A 19,991-nucleotide genomic window follows, 5' to 3' on the forward strand; every position below is an offset into this window, starting at 1 on the left:
AAATGAGAGAAATCATGCTACTGCAACTATTTTCTTTATATTTCGAGAGTTTGATCTTGACCACCATCCTTGTTCTGATTTTTTTAGGGATTTGGATTGGTCTGAGAGCCATGTCGGGAGTTGATAAGACAGCCAGGGCTCGCCAAGCCCATCTCTATGATATGATTATGATTGGAGTCTTGGTTGTCCCAGTATTATCCTTTGCGGTTATGAGTTTAATTCTTGTTTTCAAGGCATAATCCTTGCGTGATTGACAAGAAAGAGTTAGAATAAAGATAGTTACAACAAGAAAGAAGGAATCTATATGTACGATACTATTATTATCGGTGCTGGACCTGCAGGGATGACTGCGGCCTTGTATGCTGCTCGAAGCAATCTAAAAGTAGCTTTGATTGAAGGTGGTCTGCCAGGTGGTCAGATGAATAATACATCTGATATCGAAAATTACCCAGGATACGCTAATATTAGTGGACCTGAATTGGCTGAAAAGATGTTTGAACCACTTGAAAATCTTGGTGTTGAGCACATTTATGGTTATGTTGAAAATGTCGAAGACCATGGTGATTTTAAGAAAGTGATGACTGATGACCAAACATATGAAACACGTACAGTTATCGTAGCAACTGGTTCTAAACACCGTCCTTTGGGAGTGCCTGGAGAAGAAGAACTGAACAGTCGTGGTGTTTCTTACTGTGCTGTGTGTGATGGTGCTTTCTTCCGTGACCAAGATTTATTGGTAGTTGGTGGTGGAGATTCAGCTGTTGAAGAAGCCCTCTTCTTGACTCGTTTTGCTAAGACTGTTACCATTGTTCACCGTCGTGACCAACTTCGTGCCCAAAAGGTTTTACAAGATCGCGCCTTTGCGAATGAAAAAATCAGCTTTATCTGGGATTCTGTAGTGAAGGAAATCAAGGGTGAAAACAGAGTAGAATCTGTCGTTTTTGAAAATGTGAAAACAGGTCAAGTGACAGAGCAAGCCTTCGGTGGTGTCTTTATCTATGTTGGTTTGGACCCTCTTAGCGATTTTGTTAAAGAATTGAATATCCAAGATCAGGCAGGCTGGATTGTGACAGATAGCCACATGAAGACTGCAGTCGACGGTATCTTTGCAGTTGGAGATGTTCGCTTGAAAGACCTTCGCCAAGTAACAACAGCAGTTGGAGATGGAGCTATCGCTGGTCAAGAAGCCTACAAGTTTATCACAGAACATAGTTAATCATAAAAAAGTTTCCAATCAGATGACTGGAAACTTTTTTATAGTCTATTTAGAAAAACTTCGTACATGAGAATGGCTGCAGCAACACTGGCATTGAGGCTTTGAACATGTCCATTCATCGGAATGGTAATCATTTCATCGACCTGTTTTTTGATGTTGCTAGAGATGCCTTTTCCTTCATTTCCGATGATGAGGGCGATTTTCCCTTTTGTATTCCACTTGTGGCAAGGAGTACCGTTCATATCCGTTCCAAAGGTCCAGAAGCCTTCATCCTTGAGTTTATCTAAGGTTTGACTGAGGTTTGTCACTCGGGCAATTGGAACGTGTTCAATAGCACCTGTGGCTGTTTTGGCAACGACAGGAGTTACTCCGACAGCACGGTGCTTGGGAATGATGACACCTGAAACATTGGTCGCATCGGCTGTTCGCAAGATAGAACCCAGATTATGGGGATCGGTTAGACCATCTAGAATCAATAGAAGTGGATTTTCTTCTTGGCGTGTTTTTGCAAGGATGTAATCTAGCTCGCTATAGGCAAATTCAGACACTCGTAGAACAAAACCTTGATGAACAGCACCTTCAGTCATCTCAGAGAGAGATTTTTTTGATGTCCAAGAAATGGACACCTTCTTTTCTGTAGCTAGTTCCTTGACTTTCTCAACATTCTTACCTCGGAGATCTTCTTGGAGGTAGAGTTTGTTTCCTGTATTTGCAAGGAGGGCTTCGGTAACGGCGTGGACACCATAGACAATATCATTTGTTTTCATGCCTCTATTATAACACAAAACCCCGTCTTGCAACGGGATTTTCTTTATTCAAGAATCAGTAAACCATCTTTAACTGCAAATGGGTCTTTTTCATTGATGCGATCGTAAAACATGATACCGTTAATGTGGTCAATTTCATGCTGAACAACAATGGAGTTGTAGCCTTTGAGTTTGATACGGTGTTTTTCTCCATCTTTGTCAAAGTAGTCAACAGTAACGCGGGCATGGCGAACAACATAGCCAGGCACGTTACGGTCAACAGACAGGCAACCTTCTCCTTCGCCAAGAGCAGCATCTTGAACAGAGTGAGAGACGATTTTTGGATTGTACATAATGGCTTCCAAATCGTAGGCTTCCTGTGGAGTTTCGCCTTCTTCAACAATATTAGGTACCAAAACAGCGATAATGCGTTTTGAGATATCTAACTGGGGAGCAGCCAGTCCAACACCACCGCGGAGTCCCATTTTTTCAGCCATGACAGGATCTTGGGAATGTTTAAGGAATTGCATCATCTTTTCGCCTAGGATGATTTCCTGGTCAGATAGGGGGAAAGTGACTTCCTCAGCAATCGCGCGTAGAGTAGGATTCCCTTCACGGATAATATCGTTCATATCAATTAAGTGAGCAGCTTTTGTAATACGTTCTATTGCAGACATTTTCTCTCCTTATATTATGTTTAGTGCAGTTAGCTACTGCCAAAGCCCAAGTGGTATACTTGGAATAAGCCACTGTGGATTAGTTCATTTCCTTTCATTACCTCTACATGATATCACAAAATGACAAGGATTGAAAGCATTATGGCATTTAGGATTTATAGAAAATAGATAGGAAGTTCAATTCAATTGTGAAAGAAATACTTATCTGTGATATAATAAAAAGAAAAGGCTTGCATAAGAAAGTAGGGAGAATGAAGATACAAAGAAGACAAAATCGAAATCAGGGTGGTTTAGCTTTTCGTTTTATGAAGGGCTTGGTAAACTTTTTAGGAGTTATCGCAAGTGGAGCAATAAGGGATTTGTGGCGATACTCTTGCTAGCAGTTGGTTTATCAATGGGCTTGGTCTTGTTGTTTGAAAGCTTCCAAGGAATCCCTTGACTAGTCAAAAACGAGATACTATTTCTCAAGAGGGGACTAAGCAAAAGTCTCAGGAGTAGGAAGAGGAAAAAACTGCCAGAATTATGGCCCACGGGGATTTGCTATACCACGATGGACTTTTCTTTTCAGCTAAAAAAGAAGACGGTACCTATGACTTTCATGAAAATTTTGAGTATGTGACTCCTTGGCTCAAGCAAGCAGATTTAGCTATTGGTGATTTTGAAGGAACCATTAATAAGGATCATTATTTAGCGGGTTATCTTCTCTTTAATGCTCCTGTTGAAGTTATGGATGCTATTAAGGAGGCAGGTTATCATGTGCTGGATTTAGCTCATAATCATATTTTGGATTCGCAAATTGAGGGAGTTATTTCAATGGCCGATATTATTGAGAAAGCTGGAATCACTCCAATCGGAGTTTATACGCACGAACCACGTGATCAGGCTCCGCTGGTCATTAAGGAAGTGAATGCTATCAAGGTTGCATTGTTAGCCTATTCCTATGGTTTCAATGGAATTGAGCAGTATATTTCTCAGGAAGACTATAATCGTTATCTTTCAGATTTAAACGAAGATAAGATAAAGGCTGAAGTTGAACGGGCAGAGAAGGAAGCAGATATCACCATTATCATGCCTCAGATGGGTGTTGAGTATCGATTGGAACCAACTGAAGAACAAAAAGCTCTTTATCACAAGATGATCGATTGGGGAGCGGATATTATCTTTGGAGGGCATCCTCACGTTGTTGAACCATCTGAAACGGTGGAAAAAGATGGAGATAAGAAGCTCATTGTCTATTAAATGGGGAACTTCATTTCCAATCAACGAATTGAATCTATGGGAGATGAAGAGAATGCTAAGTGGACTGAACGTGGTGTTCTCATGGATGTCACCATCAAGAAGAAGGATGGAAAAACAACTATCGGAACAGCTAAAGCTCATCCTACTTGGGTCAATCGAACACCAAAGGGAACCTTTTCACCAGAAGGATATCCCTTGTATCATTACCAAACTTATATTTTGGAAGATTTTATAGAGGGGTGGCAGTCATCGTGACCAGTTAGATGAAGCGACTAAGGAACGAATTGATACAGCCTATAAAGAAATGAATGAACATGTGGGATTGAAGTGGTATTAGCTTGAATCCAGAGGAAAGTAAATGATGATTAAGGTAATTGCGACAGATATGGATGGGACCTTGCTGGATGCTAGGGGTCAGCTTGATCTCCCACGATTGGAAAAGATTTTAGATCAGTTGGATCAAAGGGGCATTCGTTTTGTCATTGCGACGGGCAATGAAATTCACCGCATGAGACAACTACTGAGTCCCTTGGTGGATCGAGTGGTTCTGGTTGTTGCTAATGGCGCTCGTATTTTTGAAAACAATGAATTGATTCAGGCTCAGACATGGGATGACGCCATTGTCAACAAGGCTTTGGCTCATTTCAAGGGTCGAGCGTGTCAGGACCAGTTTGTTGTAACGGGGATGAAGGGTGATTTTGTCAAGGAAGGTACGATTTTTACAGATCTTGAAAGTTTTATGATTCCAGAAATGATTGAAAAATTCTACCAACGGATGCAATTTGTGGATGAATTAACATCTGACCTCTTTGGTGGTGTGCTCAAGATGAGCATGGTTGTTGGTGAGGAACGTTTGAGTTCGGTTTTGGAAGAAATCAATGCTCTCTTTGATGGCCGTGTCCGAGCTGTATCCAGTGGCTATGGTTGCATTGATATCCTCCAAGCTGGGATTCATAAAGCATGGGGCTTGGAGGAATTACTCAAGCGCTGGGACTTGAAATCCCAAGAAATCATGGCTTTTGGTGATAGTGAAAATGATGTTGAAATGCTTGAAATGGCTGGAATTGCCTATGCGATGGAAAATGCTGATGAGAAAGCCAAAGCTGTGGCGACTGCTCTAGCACCAGCCAACAGCCAAGGAGGAGTTTATCAAGTCTTGGAAAACTGGTTAGAAAAAGGAGAATGAAGTGGCAGTACAGTTATTAGAAAATTGGCTCCTAAAGGAACAAGAAAAAATCCAAACCAAGTATCGTCACCTAAATCACATTTCTGTTGTAGAACCAAACATTCTTTTTATTGGGGATTCCATTGTCGAGTATTATCCTCTACAGGAACTATTTGGGACTTCAAAGACGATTGTCAATCGAGGAATTCGTGGCTATCAGACAGGACTGTTACTAGAGAACCTTGATGCTCATCTATATGGTGGAGCAGTAGATAAAATTTTTCTTCTGATTGGGACAAATGATATCGGAAAGGATGTTCCTGTGAATGAGGCTCTCAATAATCTCGAAGCTATCATTCAATCCGTTGCTCGCGATTATCCATTGACAGAGATTAAATTGCTTTCCATTTTGCCTGTCAATGAGGGAGAGGAGTACCAGCAGGCAGTCTATATCCGCTCGAATGAAAAAATTCAGAACTGGAATCAAGCCTATCAAGAGCTTGCATCTGCCTATATGCAGGTGGAATTTGTGCCAGTATTTGATTGTTTGACAGACCAAGCAGGCCAACTCAAAAAAGAATATACAACTGATGGACTGCACCTCAGTATTGCTGGTTATCAGGCTTTGTCAAAAGCCTTGAAAGACTATCTTTACTAAATAGCTAAATAATGTTAAATTTGAGCATAATATCTTGTAAAAAATTCTAAAATCCTTTAAAATAAAAAGTGACGGAGGAATTTATGAATGTAAATCAGATTGTACGGATTATTCCTACTTTAAAAGCTAATAATAGAAAATTAAATGAAACATTTTATATTGAAACCCTTGGAATGAAGGCCTTGTTAGAAGAATCGGCCTTTCTGTCACTAGGTGACCAAACGGGTCTTGAAAAGCTGGTTTTAGAAGAAGCTCCCAGTATGCGTACTCGTAAGGTAGAGGGAAGAAAAAAACTAGCTAGATTGATTGTCAAGGTGGAAAATCCCTTAGAAATTGAAGGAATCTTATCTAAAACAGATTCGATTCATCGATTATATAAAGGTCAAAATGGCTACGCTTTTGAAATTTTCTCACCAGAAGATGATTTGATTTTGATTCATGCGGAAGATGACAGAGCAAGTCTAGTAGAAGTAGGAGAAAAGCCTGAATTTCAAACAGATTTGGCATCAATTTCTTTAAGTAAATTTGAGATTTCTATGGAATTACATCTCCCAACTGATATCGAAAGTTTCTTGGAATCATCTGAAATTGGGGCATCCCTTGATTTTATTCCAGCTCAGGGGCAGGATTTGACTGTGGACAATACGGTTACCTGGGACTTATCTATGCTCAAGTTCTTGGTCAATGAATTAGACATAGCAAGTCTTCGCCAGAAGTTTGAGTCTATTGAATATTTTATTCCTAAGTCTGAAAAATTCTTCCTTGGTAAAGATAGAAATAATGTTGAATTGTGGTTTGAAGAAGTATGAAGTGGACCAAGATCATTAAAAAAATAGAAGAACAAATCGAGGCAGGGATTTATCCCGGAGCCTCTTTTGCGTATTTTAAGGACAATCAATGGACAGAGTTCTATTTAGGCCAGAGTGACCCAGAGCATGGCTTGCAGACTGAGGCAGGACTAGTTTATGACCTAGCTAGTGTCAGCAAGGTTGTTGGGGTTGGCACAGTTTGTACCTTCTTGTGGGAAATAGGTCAATTAGATATTGATAGACTGGTAATAGATTTTTTACCTGAGAGTGATTATCCAGACATCACTATTCGCCAGCTCTTGACTCATGCAACAGACCTTGATCCTTTTATTCCTAATCGTGATCTTTTAACAGCCCCTGAATTAAAGGAAGCGATGTTTCATCTCAACAGACGAAGTCAGCCAGCCTTTCTTTATTCGGATGTCCATTTTTTGCTGTTGGGCTTTATTTTGGAAAGAATTTTTAATCAAGATTTGGATGTGATTTTAAAGGATCAAGTCTGGAAACCTTGGGGAATGACGGAAACCAAGTTTGGGTCAGTTGAGCTTGCTGTTCCAACAGTTAGAGGTGTAGAGGCAGGCATAGTGCATGATCCCAAGGCTCGTCTCCTGGGTAGACATGCTGGAAGTGCTGGTTTATTTTCGACTATAAAGGATTTACAAATCTTTTTAGAACACTATTTAGCAGATGATTTTGCAAGAGACTTAAGTCAAAATTTTTCTCCTTTGGATGACAAGGAACGTTCTTTAGCATGGAATTTGGAAGGAGATTGGCTAGACCATACGGGCTATACAGGTACCTTTATCATGTGGAATCGTCAGAAGCAAGAAGCCACTATTTTCCTATCGAATCGTACCTATGAAAAGGACGAGAGAGCTCAATGGATATTAGACCGCAATCAAGTGATGAACTTGATTCGCAAAGAAGAGTAAGGAGAGACATGTCAAATAGTTTAAAAGGGACTTTACTAACAGTTGTGGCTGGTATTGCTTGGGGGTTGTCAGGAACGAGTGGCCAATACCTAATGGCACACGGAATTTCGGCTCTGGTCTTGACCAACTTGCGTCTTTTAATCGCTGGTGGAATTCTCATGCTCTTGGCTTATGCTACTGCAAAGGATAAAATACTGGTCTTTTTAAAGGATAGAAAGAGTTTGCTGTCTCTTCTTATTTTTGCTCTGATTGGTCTTTTTCTCAACCAATTCGCCTATCTGTCTGCTATTCAGGAGACCAATGCGGGAACAGCGACGGTGCTTCAGTATGTTTGTCCTGTCGGAATTTTAATTTATAGCTGTATCAAGGATAGGGTGGCACCGACACTGGGAGAGATAGTTTCCATCATATTCGCCATCGGAGGAACCTTCCTGATCGCAACACATGGGCAGTTGGACCAGTTATCCATGACACCTGCTGGTCTGTTCTGGGGTCTCTTTTCTGCCTTTACTTATGCTCTGTATATCATTTTACCCATAGCCTTGATTAAAAAGTGGGGGAGCAGCTTGGTCATTGGTGTGGGAATGGTCATAGCAGGTTTGGTCGCTCTTCCTTTTACAGGGGTTCTACAGGCCGATATCCCGACTAGTCTTGATTTTCTCCTTGCGTTTGCAGGCATTATCCTTATCGGGACTGTCTTTGCCTATACAGCTTTCCTTAAAGGAGCCAGTCTGATAGGACCGGTCAAGTCAAGCTTGTTGGCTTCAATTGAGCCAATATCGGCGATTTTCTTTGCCTTCTTAATAATGAATGAACAATTTTATCCCATTGATTTTCTTGGTATGGCAATGATATTGTTTGCTGTAACTTTGATTTCTTTGAAAGATTTATTCTTAGAAAAATAAAAAAGACTCTTTGTCCGTGACAGAGAGTTTTTGCGTGGTAATCTAATTATTTTCAAGATAAAATTCAAAGCGTTCGCCTACATATTGACTTTTTACGTATTCAAAAGCAGTACCATCTTCTAGGTAGGAAACCTGTGTCAATCCAAGAATAGCATGTCCTTTTTCAACTTCCAAATAGTGGGCAATCTTTTCTTTAGCAAGGCGAGCATAGATGGTCTGTTGAGATTTGCCGATACGATAGCCATATTTTTGCAAGGTTTGGAAGAAATGACTGGTGATTTCTTCTTTTTTAAAGTCCTTAATGAATTTTTCAGGAATAGAAGCAACTTCATAAACTAGGGGAACTTGGTCGGCATAGCGGACCCGCTCCATTCGGATAATATTGTCCGTTGGAAAAATTCCTAGCTTGGCAACTTCTTGCTCATTGGGAATGGTTTTTTTGTAGGAAATGAGCTGGATAGAGGGAACTTTACCTTGGGATTTGACAATTTCAGTAAAACTGGTTGTCCCTCGCATCTTTTCTTGTACTCGAGTACTGGAAACAAAAGTGCCGCTTCCTACACGGCGCTCTAAGACGCCTTCTTCGACTAATAGAGATACAGCTTGGCGGAGGGTCATGCGACTGACCGCAAACTGCTCAGCTAAATCTCTTTCACTGGGAAGCCTCTCACCAATAGCCCAACGGTGCTCGTCAATATCCTTTTTTATCTGATCATGGATTTTCATATAAGCAGGTAGCATATTTTTCACTTCATTTCTATCTTTTCTCTATTGTACCCCAATAAACTAGAAAAAGTCAAACTTCGCCTTGTTTAGTTGGTAATTCGCCCTTATTTGTGATAGAATATTGAGAAAAGATATTTCTTTTGAGAAAGGAAAAAGATGAGCAACATTTCAACTGATTTGCAAGATGTAGAAAAAATCATCGTATTGGACTATGGTAGCCAGTACAACCAGCTGATTTCACGCCGTATCCGTGAGATTGGTGTTTTTTCAGAACTAAAAAGCCATAAAATTTCAGCTGCTGAAGTTCGTGAAGTCAATCCTGTAGGAATTATTCTATCAGGTGGTCCAAATTCTGTATATGAAGATGGTTCATTTGATATTGACCCAGAAATCTTCGAACTCGGAATTCCAATTTTGGGAATCTGTTATGGTATGCAGTTATTGACCCATAAACTTGGAGGAAAAGTTGTTCCTGCAGGTGATGCTGGAAATCGTGAATACGGTCAATCAACCCTAACTCACACACCATCAGCGCTTTTTGAATCAACACCTGATGAACAGACTGTTTTGATGAGCCATGGTGATGCGGTTACTGAGATTCCTGCTGACTTTGTTCGTACAGGTACATCAGCTGACTGCCCATACGCAGCCATCGAAAACCCAGATAAACACATTTACGGTATCCAATTCCACCCAGAAGTTCGTCATTCTGTATACGGAAATGATATCCTTCGTAACTTTGCCCTTAACATTTGTAAGGCTAAAGGTGACTGGTCAATGGATAATTTCATTGACATGCAGATCAAAAAAATTCGTGAAACCGTCGGTGATAAACGTGTCCTTCTTGGTCTATCAGGTGGTGTTGACTCATCTGTCGTTGGGGTTCTTCTCCAAAAAGCGATTGGCGATCAATTGATCTGTATCTTCGTAGACCACGGTCTTCTTCGTAAAGGCGAAGCTGATCAAGTTATGGACATGCTCGGTGGTAAGTTTGGTTTGAATATTGTCAAAGCAGACGCTGCTAAACGTTTCCTTGACAAACTTGCTGGCGTTTCTGACCCTGAACAAAAACGTAAAATCATCGGTAACGAGTTTGTCTATGTATTCGATGACGAAGCAAGCAAGCTCAAAGATGTGAAATTCCTTGCTCAAGGTACTTTATATACAGATGTTATCGAGTCTGGTACGGATACAGCTCAAACTATCAAGTCACACCACAACGTGGGTGGTCTTCCAGAAGATATGCAGTTTGAATTGATTGAACCACTCAATACTCTTTACAAGGATGAAGTTCGTGCTCTTGGTACAGAGCTTGGTATGCCAGACCATATCGTATGGCGCCAACCATTCCCAGGACCAGGACTTGCTATCCGTGTCATGGGTGAAATCACTGAAGAGAAACTTGAAACCGTTCGTGAATCAGACGCTATTCTTCGTGAAGAAATCGCTAAAGCTGGACTTGACCGCGATATTTGGCAATACTTCACTGTTAACACAGGCGTTCGTTCAGTCGGTGTTATGGGTGACGGTCGTACGTATGACTACACGATTGCAATCCGTGCTATCACTTCTATCGATGGTATGACTGCTGATTTTGCCAAAATTCCATGGGAAGTACTTCAAAAAATCTCAGTACGTATCGTAAATGAAGTGGATCATGTTAACCGTATCGTCTACGATATTACAAGTAAACCACCTGCAACAGTTGAGTGGGAATAATCGCAAAAAAATTAAAAGCTTTGTAAAATCAACGGTTACAGAGGATTAAAAACTGTAACTGGGATTAAAACGGGAACATTTACTAAAAAGAATAAATTGAATAATAGTTCCAAGTGGTTTACATTTGGACAAAAAATTAGACCGTAGTTTTCAAGCTGCGGTCTTTTGATATATATAATGAGAATTAATTTAATTAGAGAGCCAACTTTCTAATATAGTAAGCGCGTCATAACAAGGTATCTATCATTCATGGAGCTCCTCCTGTATACTATTAGTAAAGTAAAACTATTGGAGGATATTTTAATGCCACAACCTATTGTTCCTGTAGAGATTCCACAATCTCGTCTTTTTGATTCTAAAAAGAGAAATGATATTCTGCTTAAAATTCGTATTGGCAAGCTTGAAGTAAGTTTTTTTCAATCTCTCAATCTCGAAATGGTAGAACAGCTTTTGGATAAGGTGTTGCTCTATGACAATTCATCTATCTAGCCTAGGACAGGTCTATCTCGTATGTGGGAAAACGGATATGAGGCAAGGCATTGATTCACTGGCTTATCTGGTTAAAACCCACTTTGAATTAGATCCTTTCTCAGGTCAAGTTTTTCTCTTTTGTGGTGGACGTAAAGACCGCTTTAAAGCCCTTTACTGGGATGGTCAAGGATTTTGGCTACTATATAAACGCTTTGAGAACGGAAAACTGACTTGGCTAAGTACAGAAAAGGATGTCAAAGCTCTCGCACCTGAACAAGTAGACTAGCTTATGAAGGGCTTTTCTATCACTCCAAAAATATAGTAGATTGAAACTAGAATAGTACACCTCTGCTTCTAAAACATTGTTAGAAATCGATTTTACTGTCCTGATCGATTTGTCCTATTCTTATTTCATTTTACTATAAATCCATCAGAAAGTCGTGATTTCTATTGAAATGAGGACTTTCTTTTTAGTTATAATAAAGTTAGGAAATAAGGAGAGGAAGCCCATGGAAGAAGATTGAAAATCATTCAACAACAGAGTGCTACAATTGATAGTCTCACCAATGAACTTGCCCTTCTTCGTGAACAAGTGGCTTATCTAACGCAAAAGCTCTATGGAAAATCCTCTGAGAAAAGTGTTTGCCCATCTGGACAACTCAGTCTTTTTGAAGAGGAACAAAATATGGAAGAAGACTCTGACTTACCCAGTTGAAAGAGAAGAAATCACCTATAAACGTAAGAAATCTAAAGGGAAACGCCAAGCTCTTCTTGCCCAATTTGATTCAGAAGAAGTTTATCATCAAGTAGAAGAGAGCATTTGCCCTGATTGTCAGGGAGATCTAAAAGAGATTGGAGCAACCCTTCAACGACAAGAATTAGTCTTTATTCCTGCGCAATTAAAACGAATAGATCATATCCAACACGCTTATAAGTGCCAAGCATGCAGTGATAAAAATCCGAGTGATAAAATCGTGAAAGCTCCTATTCCTAAAGCCCCTTTGGCGCATAGCCTTGGCTCAGCTTCTATTATCGCTCACACCATCCATCAGAAGTTTAATCTGAAGGTACCCAATTATCGCCAAGAAGAAGATTGGGCTAAGATGGGTTTACCAATCACACGTAAGGAAATTGCTAATTGGCATATCAAGGCGAGTCAATACTATTTGGAGCCCCTTTATAATCTTTTACGAGAAAAGTTGTTAGAACAAGCTCTTCTTCATGCGGATGAAACCTCTTATCGTGTTCTAGAAAGTGATAGTCAGCTGACTTACTATTGGATTTTTTTGTCAGGTAAAGCAGAGAAACAAGGGATTACGCTTTACCACCATGATCAGTGTCGAAGTGGTTCAGTAGTACAAGAATTCCTAGGAGATTATTCTGGCTATGTTCATTGTGACATGTTGCGGCAGTAACTTAGGACTTTAGTCCTCTAGTTCTGCCTATGCGATAGCAGTCCAAGGTTTAGGAGCAAGGCGACGCTAAGCTTGGTAAACTGCGAACCGCTAGAAGCTTATCGTCAACTGGAAGAAGCTGAACTTGTTGGATGTTGGGCGCATGTGAGAAGGAAATTTTTTGAAGCGACCCCCAAGCAAGCAGATAAATCATCCTTAGGAGCTAAAGGTTTAGCTTATTGTGATCAGTTATTTTCCTTGGAAAGAGACTGGGAGGCTTTGCCAGCTGATGAACGACTACAGAAACGTCAAGAACATCTCCAGCCCCTAATGGAAGACTTCTTTGCTTGGTGCCGCCGTCAGTCAGTTTTAGCAGGTTCAAAACTAGGAAGGGCAATTGAATACAGCCTCAAGTATGAAGAAACCTTTAAGACTATTTTGAAAGACGGACCATCTGGTCCTTTCCAATAATCTAGCTGAACGCGCCATTAAATCATTGGTTATGGGACGGAGTAAAAGAGTCCAGTGGACTCTTTTAGCCTGAGCTCAGTTTAAAAAAGCGAGGGTGGTTATTTTCTCAAAGTTTTGAAGGAGCTAAAGCAAGAGCTATTATTATGAGCTTGTTGGAAACAGCTAAACGTCATCAACTAAATAGTGAGAAATATCTATCCTATCTTCTAGAATGTCTTCCAAACGAGGAAACTCTCGTAAACAAAGAGGTTTTAGAGGCCTATTTACCATGGACTAAAGTTGTACAAGAAAAGTACAAATAAGAAATCTCCAGATTAGGAACTATCCGTGAGTTCTCTAGTCTGGAGATTTTTCAATAGACTTCGTTATTGGGCGGTTACAATTTATTATATGAAAATCCCATATCATTCTCCAATTCTATATTTTACCTTTCTAAATGTATAGATTAACTACCTAATTATAGCATATAACGCAGATTCCTTTCAATCGTATGATTTACTGCATTAAATTAAGTAAAAAAATAAAGGCAGTCCGAAGACTGCCGATATTTATCTCTCATCTCTTTAATTATGGTAAGTAAATAAATAATTTCCCTAAAGATATGGAAATTATTAATACTATAAATACATATTATAAAGTTTATAAATACTGTAAAAATCCTGAAGTTAATTTTCTAATAAATATCAATATGTGTTAGTATCTTTTAAATTTTTAGACAATTTACTAGTTCTATAGACATGTTTAACAGACTCTATTTTACAATTCAAAAATTTCATCTGCCACTTCATTTAAAAATTCTATATCATGGGAAACAATAAAAATTATTTTATCCATGGTTTTATACTTATTAATCAGTTCAGATATTTTTATCATATTGGAATAATCCATACCACTTGAAGGTTCGTCAAAAAAGACAAATGGAGAATTCTTGCACATAACAGATGCTATTGCAAGCCTTTGCTTTTGCCCTCCTGATAAACTCATCGGATGCCTTTCAATAAATTCGTCCAGGCATAAATCTTTTAAAATGATTTTCGCCTTTTCTTCATCAAAATTCTTTACTCCTAATCTAAGCTCGTTGAATACTTCATCTGTGAATAATTGATGATTTACATCTTGCATAACAAGTGAAGAGTTTTTGAGTCTTTCTTTTTTAGATAGCTTCTCTCCCTTAAAATAAATTTCTTCTTTTGATTTTTTCTCAAGACCTATTAAACATCTTAAAAGCGTTGATTTTCCTCGTCCGTTGGATCCTATTATGCCATAAATTTTCCCAAGCTTGAACGAAATATCTTTTAAGCTTAAACACTCATCATCAGTAAATTTGTAGCTAAGATTTTTTATCTGATACTCTCCACCTTCTTTTAAATAAGGAACTTTTAATTTACTTAATTCTTTATCTCTTAAACTTAAAGCATTTAATTCATTTTTATCTAGCTTTAAAAATTCCCTTCTAGTATAAGTTTTTTTAAGCTTTCCTTTATCTATTAAAAATACACGGTCAACTATGTCCATCAAATAATAAATTCTATGTTCTGCAACAATTATGCTTATGCCTTTCTCTTTTAATATCTTTAGCATCTTTGCCAAAACACTTATGCTTTTAATATCTAAATTCGATGAAGGCTCATCCATAACTATAATCTTTGTACCTGCTATATAAGAAGCTGCAATGCAAAGAATTTGTTTTTCACCGCCGGATAGATTAAATATATTTCTGTTCAAAAGATTTTTTATCGGGAATATCTCAAGCATATCCTTCAAACGCCTGTCCATCTCTTCTCTTGCAAGACCGATATTTTCCAAATAAAATAATAATTCTAATGTCGTATTGACATTAAAAAAATATGTCTTAGGATTTTGAAAAACAGTTGAAACAAGCATTGAGATTTGATAAAGTTCCAAATTTTTTATATTCTTACCATCAATAATTATTTTGCCCTTTGTCTTTGCGTTATCATACCTTACAGCTAGTCCATTGATTGAATTTATTAAAGATGACTTACCATTTCCACTTTTTCCTGTAAATAGCACGCACTCTCCCTCGGCTATGGATAGTGATATATCATCTAATATATGCTCTTCACCATAATCAAGACTTAAATTTTTTATTTCAACCATATTAAGCCTCCCACAATAAGTCCAGCAACCGCTAAAACATAAACAAAATCAATTAGCTGTATCTTTACGCGAATGTATCTGGTCTTGGCAATTGGATTTTCTATTGCCTTTGTTTCTGCCGCTTTTGCAATGTCATCTGATATATTAGATGATATAATGAGTAGTGGCACAGAAACATATTCAAGATATTTGACTGGGTTTTTAAAATTTATCCCTCTTACTCTCATAGCCATTTTGATGTTTTTCTTCTCCTCCTTAAAAGATGGGAAGAATCTAAACATAACCGCAATAGGTATGGATACATTCTTTGAAATCTTAAGCTTATCCATCGATGAAATTATTGCGCCTACATCCGAGGTCTTTATCATAAAGCTTGCTGCCATAAATGGTAAAATAAACATTCTAATAACAATAGGTATACTCAAAAACATCTTAACTATAGGGTTTAATTCAGATAACACCATAAAATTAGGCAAGGAGTAAAGTATCCCACACAATATAATCCATTTGAAAAGTGTTTTTTTGTATCCATTCAAATAAAGCAAAATACCAATAAGACAAACAATTGCCAGCTCAAAACGGATGTTTATGCTATGCATAACAGTTAAGCCTGTGATAAATACGACTAATATCTTAGAGATCGGATTGGGATTAAAGGGAGCATTTGAAGAAAAAGTAGGCATTATACGATGCCTGCTTTTTCAAAGTGTTTTTTCAATAGAGCCTTGCCTATATATGCTCCAAGAATTCCTCCTAAGAAAGCACCTAAGGCTATTAAAGCCATGTGAGGATAAGTTATTAACTTTTCTAATACATCAACATAATCTTTTCCCATCGTCATCAAAGACCACTCCATATATTTTTCTTTTGCTAAAAGCATTTGCATTAAAGAGCTACATATCCATGTGCTGAAGATTGCATAAGAAAGCATATTGTATTTAAATGAATTATAATTACCAATCTTTCTAATTAATTCTGCTATTATCATTACTATAAGTGATAAAACCACAACTACGTAGGTATGACCAGCTGCAAACATCACAAGTGGTGATATCATACCAAATATAAATAGTGCCCATGGCTTTTGAACCTTAGCCATAAATAACATAACAACAGTTCCTGCAACTATGGCTAATACTGTCGGGTATATTAAGAACAATATTGGAATCAAGCCCATCATACCAACTCCAAACATGAAGGCAAAATAAATTACGCCAAAAACACCGATACTTACTAAATCTTTTACTTTTAATTTTTTATTATCCATTGTAGTCCTCCTAATAAATAAATTCTTCTGCCATTTTTGTCTTTTCTATTAAATTTTTGTAAATTTTTGATTTTTGTAAAAGCTCTTCATGCTTACCTTCGCTTTCTACTCTTCCGTTTTGAAGAACTACTATCTTGTCTGCATTTTCTATGGATTTCATTCTATGTGAAATGATTACAACAGTTTTATCTTTAACTAAATTATTTAAAGACTCTTGAATCTTTTTCTCGTTGTTAACATCAAGGCTTGCTGTTATCTCATCTAAGATCAATATCGGCGCATCTTTTAAGAAGGCTCTGGCTATTGATAATCTTTGTCTTTCTCCTCCTGATAGCTCAGCTCCGTTCTCACCAATAACTGTATCGAAACCTTTATCCATTTTTTCTATAAAATCTGTGCAATTTGCAAGTTTTGCTGCTCTTTTAACCTCTTCGTCACTTGCATCTTGCTTTCCGATTCTAATATTTTCCATAACGCTTTGATTAAAGAGAACCACATCTTGGAAAACTATAGAGACCTTATCAAAAAGAGATTCTGTTGATATTTCTTTTATATCTTTGCCATCGATTAAGATTTGTCCCTTGTCATAATCATAAAGTCTTGATATAAGTTTCAAGATAGTTGTTTTACCGCAGCCACTTGCACCTACCAAAGCAGTGACCTCTCCCTGCTTAGCTTTAAAACTTACACCATTTAAAACTTTTGCGTCTTTATTGTAGGCAAACTCAACATCTTTTAGATCAATATCAAATTTTTTTAAGCTATAGTCATCGCCTTCTTGTAAATCTTGATTTTGAATTTCTTTTAATCTTTCTATTTTGGGCGATAAATAAAATATTTCCATCAAGCCCTCTTTAGATGCATCTAAAGAGTCTTTTATCTTCATAGCAGCTAGTAAATATCCTATAAGGTAGAGAGAATTTATCTCTTTATTAATAATTAGATTTACGCCGACAAATATCACAACAGCAAGAGATATAAAGCTAAATATTGAAGATATAGACAAAGTTAAAATTGTAGTTACTTCCGCCTTTAAGTGTATTCTCTCACTATCTTCCATTTTTTTATATAAGTCATCTTTAATATCCTTCGATAAATTATATGCTTTAATCTCCATTTGCATTTCGATATTTTCTTGAAAGCTTTCTGAGTTTTTTCTTAAGACATCATAATATCTATTCTGTCCATTAACCTGATATTTTTTAGATAAAGGTATAAATATAAAGCTTAAAATAGATGGAATAATTACAGCTAAACCCATCTTGACATTGCCCGCTAGCATCATTACAGATACTAATGGGAAAAACAGTACCATGCCGCCCACCTTTGGTATTGAGTGGCTCATTGCATGCTCTATGCCTTCAATATCAGCCATGATTGTTTGTGAAATGTCGGAAATGTCATGTTTAGAAAAGTAAGATAGAGGTAATTTTGATAAATTCTCCGCTGTCCTTATTCTTAAATCTGCACTTTCTTGATAGGTTGTGTTATATAATTTATCGTATTCGATAGAAAGCAAAATATACATTGCTATCAAAGTCAAAATTGAGAATACTATATAAAAGCCATTGCTTTTGCCCATATTTTTCAAAACTTCCTGAGCAAAAATCATAAGTAATATGGCAGGAAGCATGTTTATACAATAAACGAAAAATGAAGCCAGTGTTGCTTTACTTAAATTTCTTGCTCCTCTATCTGTAAGAGCAAATCTTTTTTTATAAAACTCTTTCATTTGAAACCCTCCATTCATTCGCACTGTTAAACATCTCTTGCAGGATCTTATACCTTGTATCTTTTGACATTAATTCTTTGTCAGACCCTCTTTCTATAATTTTTCCACTATCCATGACAATAATTTCATCAAGGTCTTTAATTGTAGATAGCCTGTGTGCAATCATGATAACTGTTTTATCCTTCATAAGATTTTTAAAAGCTTTTTGCAATTCAAACTCGTTATCTGGGTCAATAGATGCTGATGCTTCATCCATAATAATAATTTTGGAATCCTTTAAAATTGCTCTAGCAATTGCAATTCTTTGTTTTTCTCCACCGGATAAATAAACACCTTTTGAGCCTATGATTGTATTTTCTCTTTCTGGGAATTTGTCTAATATTAAATCGCATCCTGCTAATTTTAAGGCTCTCATAACGTCATCTTTCGTCGCATCTTTATTAGCTAAAGCTACATTATCATAAATGCTCTTCTTGAATAATTTTGAATCTTGAAAAACAAAGGAAATGGCTTTAATTAAGGCTTCGTCAGAATATTCACTTATTGCTATCCCGCCTATCTTTATGCTTCCTTCATTAACATTGTAAAAACCTGATATAAGTTTTGCTACTGTTGATTTGCCTGATCCAGATGAACCGACAAGTGCGTAGGACTTTCCTTCTTCTAAATTAAAGGATAAATTTTCAATGACAGCTTTATCATTATAAGCAAAGCTAACATTCTCAAATTCTATATTATAGTTTTTAAAATTATTGACATTACCATGCACTAATTTGTCTTTTTGCATATCTTCGTAAAGCGCCTCTAAAGTATCTACTGCATAATTTCCTTGAGAAATATACATGGAGTACCACATCATTCTCATGAATGAAACAAAGAGAACTCCTGATAAAAATAAAATCATGATAAGCTCAAGTAAAATCACCTTTGCGCTAGCTAAGCTAGTCATAAAATAAACTATAGGAATAATTAAAATTGCAATCAGTCCAAAAAATAACCATTGATACAAAACATAAGGCCTTTTACAAGATAGGGAATAATCATAAGCATACTTTGAGTAATCTTTTATAGCCTTGTAAAAGCTTTTAAATGACTCTACATTTGCTTTAAATATTTTTACAACTTGCATTCCTCTCACGTACTCAACAGTTTCAGCACTTAGTTTAGATAGGGATTCTTGGTATATCTTCATAAATTCTTGCTCGCCCATCATTGCCCCTAAAATTAAGCCGCCAATTATAGTAAGAGCAAGCAAAGTTATACCAACCCTTATACTTACTATAAAGCCAAGTGCAAGTACAAGTACGGGTGTGATTATTGCCTGAGAACTATCGGGAATCATGTGTGCTACCACCTGATGAGTTTGTGCAGCATTGTCATCTATAATCTTTCTTATTTGACCAGATGGATTTAAGTCAAAGAACCTAAAACTTGCTTTTTCCAGACCATCGATTCCCCTTTTTCTTAAATTTGTTTCAAGCCTGAATCCCAAGATATGTGAAAACATTCCTGAGACAAAATAAAATATCGCTCCACTTGTTAGTGTAATAACAGATTTTAATGCTATGCTCTCTGCACCGGATAAATTTGAATTAATTATTAACTTATCTAGAAATTTGTAGATTAAATAATATCCATATACTGTAAGTAGAGCAGATATAGCAGAAAAAATTATGGCCAAAACCCCAAGATATTTCTTATCTTGGACATAAGCAAATAGTTTTTTGTAAATCTTCATAAGCA

19 protein-coding genes and 2 pseudogenes are annotated in these 19,991 nt (G+C 37.3%); 13 read left to right on the top strand and 8 right to left on the bottom strand.

All coding sequences use genetic code 11. The features are described from left to right. Positions 1–14: 14 nt before the first annotated feature. Both AT689_RS06775 and trxB read left to right on the top strand, forming a co-directional pair. A complete protein-coding gene (locus tag AT689_RS06775) occupies positions 15–239 on the top strand; it encodes a DUF4059 family protein (protein WP_000926600.1) in 225 nt (74 codons plus the stop codon). A 65-nt stretch (positions 240–304) separates the two neighbouring features. Next, positions 305–1,216 (top strand): thioredoxin-disulfide reductase, encoded by a 912-nt coding sequence (gene trxB, locus AT689_RS06780; RefSeq protein WP_000272302.1) that lies wholly within the window; start codon positions 305–307, stop codon positions 1,214–1,216. A 38-nt stretch (positions 1,217–1,254) separates the two neighbouring features. On the opposite strand, the gene rlmB is transcribed toward trxB, so the two are convergent. Next, positions 1,255–1,983 (bottom strand): 23S rRNA (guanosine(2251)-2'-O)-methyltransferase RlmB, encoded by a 729-nt coding sequence (gene rlmB, locus AT689_RS06785; protein WP_000855749.1) that lies wholly within the window; start codon positions 1,981–1,983, stop codon positions 1,255–1,257. 44 nt (positions 1,984–2,027) lie between these two features. Next, complete coding sequence (gene def, locus AT689_RS06790; RefSeq protein WP_001272941.1) at positions 2,028–2,639, bottom strand: peptide deformylase; 612 nt, start codon at positions 2,637–2,639, stop codon at positions 2,028–2,030. 504 nt (positions 2,640–3,143) lie between these two features. Between def and AT689_RS06805 the strand changes: the two are divergent. The 6 genes and pseudogenes from AT689_RS06805 to AT689_RS06835 all read left to right on the top strand — a co-directional run. Next, a pseudogene (locus AT689_RS06805) lies at positions 3,144–4,215 on the top strand (CapA family protein); the annotation flags it as partial. A gap of 21 nt (positions 4,216–4,236) precedes the next feature. Beyond that, complete coding sequence (locus AT689_RS06815; protein WP_000972921.1) at positions 4,237–5,064, top strand: HAD family hydrolase; 828 nt, start codon at positions 4,237–4,239, stop codon at positions 5,062–5,064. A 1-nt stretch (position 5,065) separates the two neighbouring features. After that, positions 5,066–5,701 (top strand): SGNH/GDSL hydrolase family protein, encoded by a 636-nt coding sequence (locus AT689_RS06820; protein WP_000290648.1) that lies wholly within the window; start codon positions 5,066–5,068, stop codon positions 5,699–5,701. Positions 5,702–5,784: 83 nt separating this feature from the next. After that, positions 5,785–6,510 (top strand): CppA family protein, encoded by a 726-nt coding sequence (locus AT689_RS06825; RefSeq protein ID WP_001102214.1) that lies wholly within the window; start codon positions 5,785–5,787, stop codon positions 6,508–6,510. Beyond that, positions 6,507–7,442, top strand: coding sequence for a serine hydrolase domain-containing protein (locus AT689_RS06830; protein WP_000872220.1), 936 nt, complete (start codon positions 6,507–6,509; stop codon positions 7,440–7,442). Before AT689_RS06825 ends, AT689_RS06830 begins: the two co-directional genes overlap by 4 nt. 8 nt (positions 7,443–7,450) lie before the next feature. Beyond that, positions 7,451–8,347 carry a DMT family transporter gene (locus tag AT689_RS06835; RefSeq protein WP_000071665.1) on the top strand — a complete coding sequence of 299 codons (897 nt, stop codon included), beginning with the start codon at positions 7,451–7,453 and terminating at the stop codon, positions 8,345–8,347. Between the two features lie 42 nt (positions 8,348–8,389). Here the strand turns inward: AT689_RS06835 and AT689_RS06840 are convergent, their stop codons facing one another. Further along, a complete protein-coding gene (locus tag AT689_RS06840) occupies positions 8,390–9,088 on the bottom strand; it encodes a GntR family transcriptional regulator (protein WP_000936186.1) in 699 nt (232 codons plus the stop codon). A 141-nt stretch (positions 9,089–9,229) separates the two neighbouring features. On the opposite strand from AT689_RS06840, the gene guaA reads away from it, so the two are divergent. From guaA to AT689_RS13090, 5 genes and pseudogenes are all read left to right on the top strand, one after another. Continuing rightward, positions 9,230–10,792 (top strand): glutamine-hydrolyzing GMP synthase, encoded by a 1,563-nt coding sequence (gene guaA, locus AT689_RS06845; protein ID WP_000065723.1) that lies wholly within the window; start codon positions 9,230–9,232, stop codon positions 10,790–10,792. Positions 10,793–11,095: 303 nt separating this feature from the next. After that, positions 11,096–11,281 (top strand): hypothetical protein, encoded by a 186-nt coding sequence (locus tag AT689_RS06850; RefSeq protein WP_001136120.1) that lies wholly within the window; start codon positions 11,096–11,098, stop codon positions 11,279–11,281. Then, entirely contained in the window at positions 11,262–11,549 is a 288-nt protein-coding gene (gene tnpB, locus AT689_RS06855; protein ID WP_025173796.1) for an IS66 family insertion sequence element accessory protein TnpB, read from the top strand. The genes AT689_RS06850 and tnpB overlap by 20 nt, the downstream gene beginning before the upstream one ends. A 234-nt stretch (positions 11,550–11,783) precedes the next feature. Then, positions 11,784–11,978 (top strand): IS66 family transposase, encoded by a 195-nt coding sequence (locus AT689_RS06860; protein ID WP_000691855.1) that lies wholly within the window; start codon positions 11,784–11,786, stop codon positions 11,976–11,978. Continuing rightward, positions 11,962–13,430: pseudogene (locus tag AT689_RS13090) on the top strand (IS66 family transposase). Before AT689_RS06860 ends, AT689_RS13090 begins: the two are co-directional and overlap by 17 nt. A gap of 454 nt (positions 13,431–13,884) precedes the next feature. Here the strand turns inward: AT689_RS13090 and AT689_RS06880 are convergent. From AT689_RS06880 to AT689_RS06900, 5 genes are read right to left on the bottom strand one after another with little or no spacing between them, the layout of a single operon-like run. Continuing rightward, a complete protein-coding gene (locus AT689_RS06880) occupies positions 13,885–15,249 on the bottom strand; it encodes an ABC transporter ATP-binding protein (protein ID WP_000229356.1) in 1,365 nt (454 codons plus the stop codon). Continuing rightward, positions 15,237–15,932, bottom strand: coding sequence for an energy-coupling factor transporter transmembrane component T family protein (locus AT689_RS06885; RefSeq protein WP_001141950.1), 696 nt, complete (start codon positions 15,930–15,932; stop codon positions 15,237–15,239). The genes AT689_RS06880 and AT689_RS06885 overlap by 13 nt, the downstream gene beginning before the upstream one ends. Next, positions 15,932–16,516 carry an MptD family putative ECF transporter S component gene (locus AT689_RS06890; protein ID WP_000368969.1) on the bottom strand — a complete coding sequence of 195 codons (585 nt, stop codon included), beginning with the start codon at positions 16,514–16,516 and terminating at the stop codon, positions 15,932–15,934. The genes AT689_RS06885 and AT689_RS06890 overlap by 1 nt, the downstream gene beginning before the upstream one ends. Positions 16,517–16,526: 10 nt before the next feature. Beyond that, positions 16,527–18,248: an ABC transporter ATP-binding protein gene (locus AT689_RS06895; protein ID WP_000657845.1), complete on the bottom strand. Its 1,722-nt coding sequence runs from the start codon at positions 18,246–18,248 to the stop codon at positions 16,527–16,529. After that, positions 18,232–19,986, bottom strand: a complete 1,755-nt coding sequence (locus AT689_RS06900) for an ABC transporter ATP-binding protein (protein ID WP_000708388.1) — start codon at positions 19,984–19,986, stop codon at positions 18,232–18,234. The genes AT689_RS06895 and AT689_RS06900 overlap by 17 nt, the downstream gene beginning before the upstream one ends. Positions 19,987–19,991: the final 5 nt, after the last annotated feature.

It is taken from the genome of Streptococcus pneumoniae, from assembly GCF_001457635.1.
GTDB classification, from domain to species: Bacteria; Bacillota; Bacilli; order Lactobacillales; family Streptococcaceae; genus Streptococcus; species Streptococcus pneumoniae.